Below are 11,044 nucleotides of genomic sequence, written 5' to 3' on the forward strand. Positions count from 1 at the left end.
AGAAGCGGAAGCGGGGCCCGAGCGCCGCGCAATAGTCGCGCACCGGCTGCCAGACTTCCGGATCGGTCGTGTTGTTGTCGAGGACCAGCACTTCGAAATTGGCGTAGTCGAGCTGCGACAATGCCCTCAGCGTCTCCTTCACCATCTCGGGCGGCTCGTTGTGGATCGGCACATGGATCGAGACCTTGGCGGTCGGGCTGACGGCCTTTTCGTCGAAGGGCTTGAAGTGGCGCGCGCCGTGCCGCGTCCAGATGACCTCGACGAATTCGATCGCTTCCGTCAGCAGCACGATCAATAACAGGCCCTGCGCGAAAAAGAGAAAGCTCCAGACGGTGGCGCCGACCCAGGTGAAATAAAGCCCGGTGACGGAAAGGCCGGCCCAGGCAATGGCCGAGCCCGCGATCTGCGTCAGGACCGCGAAGAAGACGATGCCGGTGGGGCGGATATGGCTCTGGCGCAGGATGAAGAGCATCGCCGGCAGCAGCGCGAGGCCGGCCGCGAGCGAGGCCCAGAAGCGCCATTCGGGCGCCTCGGAAATGCTGCCGGCCATCGGGAATTTCGGCTGCCGGTCGGCATTGTAGATGCCCCAGAAGGCGCCCGCCGCACCCTCTTCCGAGGCCTTCCACGGCTGGTCGAAAGCCTCGATGACGTAATAGGTGATGTCTTCCTGTTTGGCGCGGTTGAGGAATTCGCGCAGGAAGGTCGCCTGGTTGACCAGCGACGGCACGGCTTCGGTATCGAGTTCGTCGGGCGCGAGGCCCGGATAGGGGCGGCGCGGAATGACCTTGCCGCGGCTCGGCCAGCCGACTTCGGAAAGGACGATGGGCTTGCCGGGATAGGCGGCCGTCAACTCGGCGAGACGCTCGAAAACGGCGTCGACCGCGATGCCGACCGGAATGCCTTCCCAATAGGGCAGGATCTGCACACCGATGAAATCGACCTCTTTGACGAGCTCGGGATGCTTGAGCCAGATATGCGGCGGCTCGGCGGTGGAAACGGGTTTCCAGATTTTCCGCTTGGCGCGGCGGATATAGGCAATGAGTTCATCGACCGTGACGTCGGCGCGCAGCAGGGCTTCGTTGCCGACCATGGCGCGCACCACATTGCGCCGGGGCGCGAGCTCGATCAGCGCCCCCAGTTCCTGTTCGTTGCGCGCGAGGTCGGTGTCGATCCATGCGCCGGGTGCGACCGAAAGTCCGTAGCCCGAGGCGATTTCGGGAATGCGCTCCTGGCCGCGAATGACGCTGTAGGTGCGGATCGCCTGAACGGTGCCCGAGAGGAGCTGCATGTCCGCCTCGATCTGGGCGGCCGAGGGATGTTGGTTGCGTTGCGGGTTCTGGTCCTGGCGATAGGGGCTGTAGGAAAAGCCGACAATGTCGCCGGTCCAGGCCTCGGCGTGATGGGGCTGGTTGAAGGCGGCCCAGACCGCGAGATTGGCCGCGATGACGAGCGGCAGCACCAGAAAGAGGAAGGCCGCCTGCCGCACAAAGGCCGAACGGTGCCAGGCGCGCGGGTCGGCGGGCGCCGGCTCGGGGGCGGCTTCGGGCGCGGGCGTCGGCAACTCGGGTTCGTCCATCGGGAAATCCGCGGAAAACAGCGACTATGGGAGGCCGACCGCCCCGGAAGGAGCGCTCGCCACCCCTCTCTTCCAACCGCTCGGTGACGAAATTAGGGCAAGGGCGGCGCGCTGGCAAAAAAGAGGCGGGAGGCTCCGGTTTTCGCCGGTCTCCGGAGGTGTTTGGAGGGGTGGGCCACAAACACTGCCTTGTTTTTCAGTCCCTCAATCGGCCGCGATGCGCGCCCCCGCCGGACGCCCTTGTGCGCCGCGGATCAGGCGGCCGCCCAGCACGCCGGTCGGCTCGCCATTGCGGAAGGCGACGGCGCCGGAAACGATGCTGGCGGTATAACCGTCGGTCTTCTGGATCAGCCGTTTGCCGCCGGCCGGCAGGTCGTTGACGATATGCGGCGAATGGAGCGTGAGCCGATCGAAGTCGATCACGTTGACATCGGCCTTCATGCCGGGCGCGAGGATACCGCGGTCGTGGAGCCCCACGAGATCGGCATTGCGGCCGGTCAGCCCATGCACCAGCCATTCGAGCGGCAGCTTGCGGCCGCGCGTGCGGTCGCGGCCCCAATGGGTCAGGAGCGTCGTCGGAAAGCTGACATCGCAGATGATGCCGCAATGCGCGCCGCCATCCGAAAGCCCGAAGGCGGTGTTCGGGTGCGTCAGCATTTTCTCGACATCGGCGAGGCTGCCGCAGTGATAATTCATCAGCGGAAAATAAAGGAGCGCCTTGCCGTCGCGCTCCAGCATCCAGTCGAGCACGACTTCACGCGGGTGTTTGCCGGTGCGTTCGGCAACCGCTTTCGCGCTCTGCTCCGGCGCCGGCTCGTAATCCGGACGCTCGCCCAGCGCGAACATCTTGTGATAGGCGGTGCAAAGCATCTCGATGATTTCGCCGGCGGGATATGCCGGCTCCTCGGCAAGAAGCTTCGCGCGGAATTCGGGGTCGCGCAGCGCCTTCAACTGTTGCTCGAGCGGCGCGCCCCAGATCTGCCGGAAGGTCTGGTGCATCACGAAGGGATTGAGCGAGGCGGTGAGGCCGAGCAAGAGGCCCGTGGCGCGCGGCGGCACCTGGCCCTTGATCGGCAGGCCGGCGGCATTGGCCTGCGCGATGTTTTCGAGCACGCGGGCCCAGACATCCGGCCAGCGGTCGTCCTGTTCGATGGTGATCGACATCGGGCGGCCCGAAAGCTCGACCATGCCGCGCAGCATCGCAAACTCGGCATCGGTGTCCTTGAAGTCGGCGATCAGCTGCAAGACGCCCTTGCCCGATTTGCCCATCGCGCGGGCGATGCCGTGCAGTTCCATCGCCTCGGCCTTCAGCGTCGGCGTCGAACCGCCCTTCACGTCTTTATGTTTCACCGTGCGCGAGGTTGAAAAGCCGAGCGCGCCGGCTTCGAGCGCCTCGACGACGAGCCGCGCCATTTCGGCGGTGTCGGCTTCGGTCGCGGCTTCGAGCGCCGGCGCCCGCTCGCCCATCACATAGGCGCGCACGGCGGCATGCGGAATTTGCAGGCCGACATCGACGGCGAGCGGCGAGGCCGCGACCGCGTCCATATATTCGGCGAAGCTCTCCCAGTTCCACTTGATGCCTTCGGCAAGCGCCGTACCCGGAATATCTTCCACGCCTTCCATCAGGCCGAGCAGCCATTCGCGCTGTTCGGGCTTGCAGGGCGCGAAGCCGACGCCGCAATTGCCCATGACGGCGGTGGTGACGCCGTGAAAGGTGGAGGGCTGCAGGAAGGGATCCCACGTCACCTGGCCGTCATAATGTGTGTGGACGTCGATGAAGCCCGGCGTGACGATCTGGCCGCGCGCGTCGATCTCCTCGGCGCCCGCGCCCGAAACCTTGCCGACCGCGACGATGACGCCATTGTCGATGGCGATATCGGCCGCGAAGGGCGCCGCCCCCGTGCCGTCGTAAACGGTGCCGCCGCGGATCACGATGTCATGCTGGTGCGTCGTACTGCTCATGGGGTTTCCCTCCCGGAAATGGCTCTAATGGCTTTGGAGGGAGGATAGCGGAAATGGGCCCGCGCCGACATAGCGGCGGGTGGCGCGAGGAAGGATCACGCCAGAGAAAAAAGTTCGCTGAAAGTGAACTTTATCCTTGAAAACCGCTTCTCCATCCCTTAGGTTGTATCTCGTGTGAACAACGAGAAGAAGTCCCTCATACCCAGCTGCGGCTCATGCCGCAGCGCGGAGAGTAGAATTACTCTCTACCGTTTCATCCGCACGACCGATCCCGGCGGGAGAGGGCGTGACGGGCGAAGCAGACGCGATAGCAAGGACTGCTATCGCGTCTAGGCAAAGGGTGAAGATGTCGGTTCCGTCTCTGTTAGGCGAGGACCCTTGGTGCGACGGCCCACTGTGGGCAGTCGGTCAAGGCTAACAGAGGAGAAACGCTGATGAGCGTTCCTGAAACCACACACCGGCGTCGGCGGCGTCGCGGATTCTGGAGGAAACTCCGGAGCCCGCTTACTCTGAGGGCCATCCTCCAGATGGCTTGGATTGTCTACCGGATCATCCGGTGGGTGATCGAGGTAGTTGCACCTTACGGGTAAGCCGCCAACCTAATGTCTAGTGTGCGTAACCACGGATGGGTGATGAAAATGATCAATGAAGCACTCAGACTTATCCGCGTCTTTCATGATTTGAAGCAGTTTGAGCTTGCTGAGAGGCTAGAGGTTTCTAAATCTCATATTTCCGAAATTGAAAAAGGCACTAAGAAACCATCGCTTGATTTAATTGAACGATATTCGCTTGAGTTTCGGATACCGGTTTCCTCGATCATGTTTTTTGCGGAGGAACTACCTAATGCAAAAAGCGGTGAAAAGGTACGAACAAAATTGGCCGGCCGAGTCTTGGATATCCTGAAGTTCGTCGAAAGAAAAGCAGATGCCGAAGCGGTCTAATGAGCCTCGCTACGAACTCGTAGATTCTGCCCTCAATAAAATGAAGAGTCGGGCAAGGCTCGCAAAGGTTCTCCAGACCACGGAAAAGACGTTGGCTGATCTAACAAAGCGCGACGATCTGTATGTGCGTCGATGGAAGCATAAGAAAGAAGATTCGTGGCTTAAAGAGCCGCCGAGCCCGGCGGATGCCGCAAACTATCGGCCTATCGATATTCCCGATACAAAATTGAAATCTCTGCAAAAGCGGATCGCGGTCTTGCTCGGAAGGATACTTCCTCCGGACTTTCTATTTAGTCCGGTAAAAGGAAGGTCATACGTTGACAACGCCGCGCGGCATCGTGGCGCAAAGGCATTCTGGCTGCTTGATGTCGCAGATTATTTTCCGAGCTGTACGGCGAGCAATGTAGCGCACTTCTTTCGACGCGAGCTGGGCTGCTCTCCAGACGTGGCCGCTATCCTCGTCCGCCTAACAACATACCAAGGATGCTTGCCTCAAGGTTCGCCATGCAGCCCGATTTTGGCGTACTTCTCAAATGGTTCGATGTGGCGGAAAATTTCACGCTTGGTGGAAGACGCTGGGTGCACTCTCAGCGTGTATGCCGATGACATCACAATTTCGGGCCAAGTGGTGCCAAAGAAATTGATCTGGGGCATCAAACAGGTTGTGCACAGCCACGGAATGAAACTCAAACGGGAAAAAGAACTGAGTTTGATATCGAAGCCGGCAGATATCACCGGCGTAATCGTCCGGGGCGACGAAACAAAAATTCCGAACAGGCAGCTGAAGCGGATCGCCGAGCTCCGGGCAGAGCGTCGGAGTACAAAAAATCCGAAACTCAAAACCCGCTTGGACAACAAGATCGCCGGACACATCGCCCAGCGCCAGCAAATTGAAGGCGCCCGCTAGCAGATTGCCATTCAAGATCGTTTCTGCTCCTCACGACGTCTGCTGCTTGCCCCGGTTCTGGATCCCCTCGCGCCGCGCGGCGATTTCCTCGGGTGCGACGGATTTGTTGGCGGCGTTGGAGAATTGCCGCTCGGTCTTCAGCGCGGTGCCGAAATCTTGCGCGAAGCCGTCATCGATCAGTTTCTTGTAGGCGGGCAGGCATTGCGGCACGACCGACAGCATGTCGTCGGCGAGTTTGCGCGCGGTCGGCAACAGTTCCTCGGCCGGCACGACACGGTTGACGAGGCCCCACTCATTCGCCTGCTGCGCGCTGAGGAAATTGCCGGTCAGCGACAATTCCTTGGCGCGGTAGATGCCGATGGCGCGGCTGAGCTTCTGGCTGAGGCCCCAGCCGGGCAGGATGCCGACGCGGGCATGGGTGTCGGCGAAGCGCGCATTCTCCGAACAGATCAGCACGTCGCAGGCAATGGCGAGTTCGAAACCGCCGGTGATGGCGACGCCGTTGATCGCGCCGATGACCGGGCCCGAAAAGCGGCCGATGGAAGTGACCGGGTCCTTGTCGCCGATGGTCGAATTGACGCCGCCCCCCGAACCATCGGGGCTTCCGCCGACTGCGCTGGCGTCGCCGCCCAGTTCCTTGAGGTCGAGCCCGGCGCAGAACGCCTTGCCGGCCCCGGTCAGGATCGCGACGCGGATGTTATCGTCGGCTTCAAGCGCCTCGAAGGTCTCGGCGATGGCGCGGCGCAGATCGCGCGACAGCGCGTTCATGGCGCTCGGGCGATTGAGCGTCACGGTGGCGACGGCGCCGGACTTCTCGACCAGGATGACGGGCTCGGACATGGGGTTTCTCCTCGATGGAATGGCTTTGCGGCAGTTCTATCGGGATCGGGAGAGGGGAGCAAATGGGCGCCGCTTCCTCACCCCAGCCATTGCGTCAGCGCGACGCCGATGAAATTGGCGACCGCATAGCCGAGCACGCCGAACATGACGCCGGGCGTGACAAGCCCGTGCCAGCGCTTGCCGGCGGCCATGGCGGCCGCTGTGGCGGGGCCGACGGCGACGGTGTTGGAAATGACGAGCGCCTCGGCGAGATCGATGCGGAAGAGTTTCGCGCCCGCGAGCACGACGGCGATGTGAACGGTGGCCATGATGAAGACGAAAAGGAAGATCGGCATCGCCGTCTCGACCATCAGCACGATGTCGGCGGCAGCGCCGATGACGCCGAAGAAGAGATACATGAAGAACATGCCGAGCGTGAAGCCGCCTTCGAGCCGGTGCATCTGCGCGGGGAAGATGTTGGCGATCAGGAGTGCGTTGACGGTGACGAAAAGGACGCCGTATTGCGGGATGCCGAAGAGCGCGGCGGTTTCGAAGCCGACGAAACAACAGGCGGCGGCGAGGAAAAGCTGCAGCGCCAGTGCGCCCATGTCGAGCACGGGCTTTTTCTCTTCCTCCGGATGCTCATGCGCGTGCACCTCTTCCTCGATGATCTTCGAGGGGATGAGGCGCGCGAGCCAGGCGACGCCGGGCAGCATCAGCAGGAAGGCGATGAAGAAGGCGGCCATCACATTGTCGGCCGCGGCGGTTGCCGCCGTCAGCGTACCGTCGGCGATAAGGCCGTTCGCGGTCGAGACGGCGGCAAAATTCATCGAGCCGCCGATCCAGCTCGCGCCGAGCGCGCCGGCGACCATGTGTCCCGAGGGGCCCATGTCGACGAGCGCGAAGCCCACAAGGACGCCCGCCACCGTGCCGATGACGGCGATGACGAAAGCCAGCAGCATCTTGCCGCTTTCGGGCAGGATCTTTTTCATATCCGCCTTGAAGAGGAGGAGCGGGATCGCGAGCGGCACGACGTAAGCCCAGACCATGTCGTGAAACGGCGAGGCAAACGGCACGATGCGCAGATTGGCCAGCAGCATGCCGGCGAAGATCGTCAGGATGACGCCGGAAATCCATTGGCCGAGGCGCGTGCGCTCCGACCAGAAGCCGAAAGCGGCAAGCCCCAGAAAGGCGAAGAGGAGGCCGAACATGTTGTCGGCGGCGATCAGCGGCAGGTTCATGAAGGCGCTCCCCGGGGGCGTTCGATTCGTCAGCGCCCATCATGCGGAGGCTGCCGGGGAAGGCAAGCTACAGCGCGAAGTTGACCGAGACCGAACCGAACTGGTCGGGTTTTGCCTGTCCTTCATATTCGCGGCTGCGGAACACATGGGTGAAGGCGACCCGCGTGTCCCAGACCACGAAAACCATGCCGAGTTTCGCGTCATAGACGAAATGGCGCTTCTGGACGCTCGGGCTGTCGCGGAACGTGTTGCCGTCGAGAAAGATGTCGCGCGCGATGCCGCGGCCCTCGAAGCCGGCGAAGAGATAGCAACTGCAGCCCGTATCCGCCGGCTCGAACCATTCCGAGCCGCCGACGCCGGGATAGATGCGCGTCGGGCCGAAATCGTTGGGGAGCGACGGGCCGACACGGAAGGTGCCGCCGAACCCCGCATAGGTCTGCACATTGCCGAGCGAGATGATCGTGTAGGGGATGATGTCGGTTTCGAGGCCGATGATGTCCGGTGTGGCGAAGGTGGAACTCCGCCAGGCGCGCTCGAAGCTCAGATTGAGGCCGATCTCGTTTTCGATCTGGTTGTCCCAGCCATTGGCTTCGTCGGCGCCGATGAGATTGTGCCACTCGTTCTGCACGAACTCACCTTGCGCGGCCGGGCCGACCACGCCGAGATCGAGTTTCCACTGATCCTGCCACGCCTCGCCCGTGATCGTGCTCGAGCGGACGCTTTGCAGCGAGAAGGTCGTGTGGAGCCATGCCGCATAGGGCCGGTCGTTCGGCTGGGGCAGCGTCGTCATGGTGTCGTCGGGCGTGAAGATCGCGTGGCCGAGCGCGACTCCGAAGCGGTGGCTCTTGTAGTCGAAATTGCCGGTCGGAAAGACCAGCGAATAGAAGGGCGGCGAGGAAAATTCCGTAAGCCATCCCGACAGGTTCCGCTGTGGCCGCGACAGCCAGGCGACCTGCAGCCCGTTCGTATAATGGCGATCGGAATTGGCAAAATTGGCGAAGAGGTCGTTTTCGACCTGGAAAGTGAGGAACGAACGGCCGGTATCGGCCTCCGCCGCCACCTCTTCCGCCTCGTTCTCCGCCGCGGATGCCGCCGGCATGCCCGCCGCGACGGCGCCGAAAAGAGCGGCCGCACCGATCAGGAAAGCTCTCATCTATGCGAAACCTCGTGAAAAGCGCGGACGGGAACTCCGCGAAGTGGCTTGACGCCGGGGAGCCCCCGCCTGTCCAATATGGCAAAGGCAAACTGCAAACCAAAAAAGGCGCCAGCAAGGCGCTTCAGGGGAGGAATTCGGATGGCGGTTGCGGAAGCGACGCCCGTATGGAGCCGCGAGGACGCGGCGGCGGCGGGCATGGTGGTGGCGTGGCACGCGGCGCAGGCGCCTGAAAGGCCCGCGATTTTTTCCGAGGCCGGCAACCGGACCTATGGCGAGCTCAACGCCAACGCGAACCGGTTGGTCGGGGCGCTCAGGCGGGCGGGCCTCAGGGCCGGCGACGCGGTGGCACTGCTCTGTTCCAACCGCCCGGAATTCGCCGAGACGGTGGCGGCCTGCCAGCGCGGCGGCTTTCGCCTGACGCCGGTCAACTGGCACCTCAAGGGCTCGGAAGTCGCCTATATCGTCGACAATTGCGAGGCGAAGGCCTTCATCGCCGATGCGCGCTTCCCGGCCTCGGCCGCCGAAGCCGCGGAGAAGGCGCCGGGCCTGATCGCGAAGCTCGCGGTCGGCGGCGCGCTGCCGGGCTTTACCCTCTATGACGCGGCGCTCGCGGCGGAGGAGGGGAGCGATCTTGTCGACCCGGTGCTCGGTACACAGATGATGTATACCTCGGGCACGACCGGTCACCCGAAAGGCGTCTATCGCCGTCAGGCCGTGCCCCCCTCGCCGCTGCTGGTGAAACTGACCGAGACGGCCGCCTTTCGCGAGGGCGACCTGGCGCTCGTCACCGGCCCGCTCTATCACGCAGCACCCCTGGCGCTCAATCTGAGCTTTCCGATCAATTCCGGCGTCGGCTGCGTGCTGATGGATAAATGGGATGCGGAAGAAACGTTGCGTCTCGTCGCCGAATACCGCATCACGCACACCCATGTCGTGCCGACCATGCTGCACCGGATGCTGCAACTGCCGGAGACGACCAAGGCGAAATACGATACGTCGTCCTTGCGCTGGATATTGCACGGCGCGGCGCCCTGCCCCGCGCATGTGAAGGAAGGGTCCATCGCCTGGTTCGGTCCGGTGGTGTTTGAATATTACGCGGCGACTGAAGGCGGCGGCATTTTCGTCGACAGCCATGAATGGCCGGCGAAGAAGGGTACGGTCGGCAAGCCGCTGCCCGGCGTCGTCGTCGAGGTGCATGACGAGGACGGCAAGCCGGTGAAGCCGAACGATGTCGGCACGATCTATTTCAAGGCGCCCGATACCGGCCGCTTCGAATATTTCAAGGCGCCCGAAAAGACCGACGGCGCCTATCGCGGCGATTTCTACACCATGGGCGACATGGGCTTCATCGACGAGGACGGATTTCTGTTCCTCACCGGCCGCAGCGCCGAGGTCATCATCTCGGGCGGCGTCAACATCTACCCGGCCGAAATCGACCAGGAGATTTTGAAACATCCAGCCGTCGCCGATGCGGCCGCGGTCGGCGTGCCGAACGAGGAATGGGGCGAGGAGGTGAAGCTCGTCGTCGAGTTGAACGAGGGCTACAAGCCCGACGCGGCGATGGCAAAGGAACTGCTCGCCTTCGCGGCCGACAATCTGCCCGGCTACCAGCGTCCGCGCTCGGTCGACTTTATGCAGGAACTGCCGCGCATGCCGTCCGGCAAGGTGCTCAGGCGCACGATCCGCGACGCCTATTGGCAGGGCGACAAGAAAATCTGAAAACCGAAAAGGGGAGGACGAAATGGCGGGCATTTGCGAAGGCCGCGTGGTGATCGTCACCGGCGGCGCGCGTGGGCTGGGCCGCGAATATTGCCTCGAATATGCGCGGCAGGGCGCGAAACTGGTGGTCAACGATCTCGGCGGCGCGCGCGACGGCGAAGGGCGCTCGGCGGGACCGGCACAGGACGTCGCCGACGAGATCAAGGCGATGGGCGGCGAGGCGGTGGCCAATGGCGACGACGTCTCCGACTGGGACGGCGCCAAACGCATGATCGACCAGGCGATCTCGACCTATGGCACGCTCGACGTGCTGGTCAACAATGCGGGCATCCTGCGCGACCGCATGGTCTTCAACATGACGATCGACGAGTGGGATGCGGTCATCAAGGTGCATTTGCGCGGCACTTTCTGTCCGATGCGTCACGCGGTCGGCTATTGGCGCGAACGCGCCAAGGCCGGCGAGCAGAACGATGCGCGCATCATCAACACGACCTCGGTGTCGGGCCTCTTCTGCAATCCGGGGCAGACCAATTACGGTGCGGCGAAAGCCGGCATCGCCTCGCTGACGCTGATCGCGGCAAAGGAACTGATCCGCTACGGCGTGACCGCGAATGCGATTTCGCCGGGCGCGCTGACGCGGCTGACCGAAGATCTCGGGCCGCCGCAGGAAATAAAGCCCGGCGAATGGAATCCGCGCGATCCGTCCAACGTCGCGCCCATCGT

9 protein-coding genes are annotated in these 11,044 nt (G+C 63.0%); 4 read left to right on the forward strand and 5 right to left on the reverse strand.

The annotated features are described in order from the left end of the window. A partial coding sequence (locus WEB61_RS14725; protein WP_368065096.1) for a glycosyltransferase occupies positions 1–1,576 on the reverse strand: 1,576 nt, incomplete at its 3' end. Between the two features lie 204 nt (positions 1,577–1,780). Beyond that, complete coding sequence (locus tag WEB61_RS14730) at positions 1,781–3,538, reverse strand: amidohydrolase family protein (protein WP_368065097.1); 1,758 nt, start codon at positions 3,536–3,538, stop codon at positions 1,781–1,783. A gap of 632 nt (positions 3,539–4,170) precedes the next feature. On the opposite strand from WEB61_RS14730, the gene WEB61_RS14735 reads away from it, so the two are divergent. Then, positions 4,171–4,479, forward strand: coding sequence for a helix-turn-helix transcriptional regulator (locus WEB61_RS14735; RefSeq protein WP_368065098.1), 309 nt, complete (start codon positions 4,171–4,173; stop codon positions 4,477–4,479). Between the two features lie 91 nt (positions 4,480–4,570). Next, positions 4,571–5,386, forward strand: coding sequence for a reverse transcriptase family protein (locus WEB61_RS14740; RefSeq protein ID WP_368065099.1), 816 nt, complete (start codon positions 4,571–4,573; stop codon positions 5,384–5,386). Positions 5,387–5,416: 30 nt separating this feature from the next. On the opposite strand, the gene WEB61_RS14745 is transcribed toward WEB61_RS14740, so the two are convergent. The 3 genes from WEB61_RS14745 to WEB61_RS14755 form a co-directional block, all read right to left on the reverse strand. Further along, positions 5,417–6,226 (reverse strand): enoyl-CoA hydratase, encoded by an 810-nt coding sequence (locus WEB61_RS14745; protein WP_368065100.1) that lies wholly within the window; start codon positions 6,224–6,226, stop codon positions 5,417–5,419. A 77-nt stretch (positions 6,227–6,303) separates the two neighbouring features. Continuing rightward, the gene (locus tag WEB61_RS14750; protein WP_368065101.1) at positions 6,304–7,446 is read right to left on the reverse strand and encodes a DUF819 domain-containing protein; all 1,143 of its coding nucleotides are present in this window, start codon (positions 7,444–7,446) and stop codon (positions 6,304–6,306) included. A 67-nt stretch (positions 7,447–7,513) separates the two neighbouring features. Next, positions 7,514–8,599, reverse strand: a complete 1,086-nt coding sequence (locus tag WEB61_RS14755) for a lipid A deacylase LpxR family protein (RefSeq protein ID WP_368065102.1) — start codon at positions 8,597–8,599, stop codon at positions 7,514–7,516. Between the two features lie 141 nt (positions 8,600–8,740). Between WEB61_RS14755 and WEB61_RS14760 the strand changes: the two genes are divergently transcribed. Both WEB61_RS14760 and WEB61_RS14765 read left to right on the forward strand, forming a co-directional pair. Next, positions 8,741–10,321 (forward strand): AMP-binding protein, encoded by a 1,581-nt coding sequence (locus WEB61_RS14760; RefSeq protein WP_368065103.1) that lies wholly within the window; start codon positions 8,741–8,743, stop codon positions 10,319–10,321. 22 nt (positions 10,322–10,343) lie between these two features. Next, the coding region (locus tag WEB61_RS14765) for an SDR family NAD(P)-dependent oxidoreductase (protein WP_368065104.1) at positions 10,344–11,044 on the forward strand (701 nt) is incomplete at its 3' end.

It is taken from the genome of Parvibaculum sp. (genome assembly GCF_040882025.1).
In the GTDB taxonomy this organism is placed as follows: domain Bacteria; phylum Pseudomonadota; class Alphaproteobacteria; order Parvibaculales; family Parvibaculaceae; genus Parvibaculum.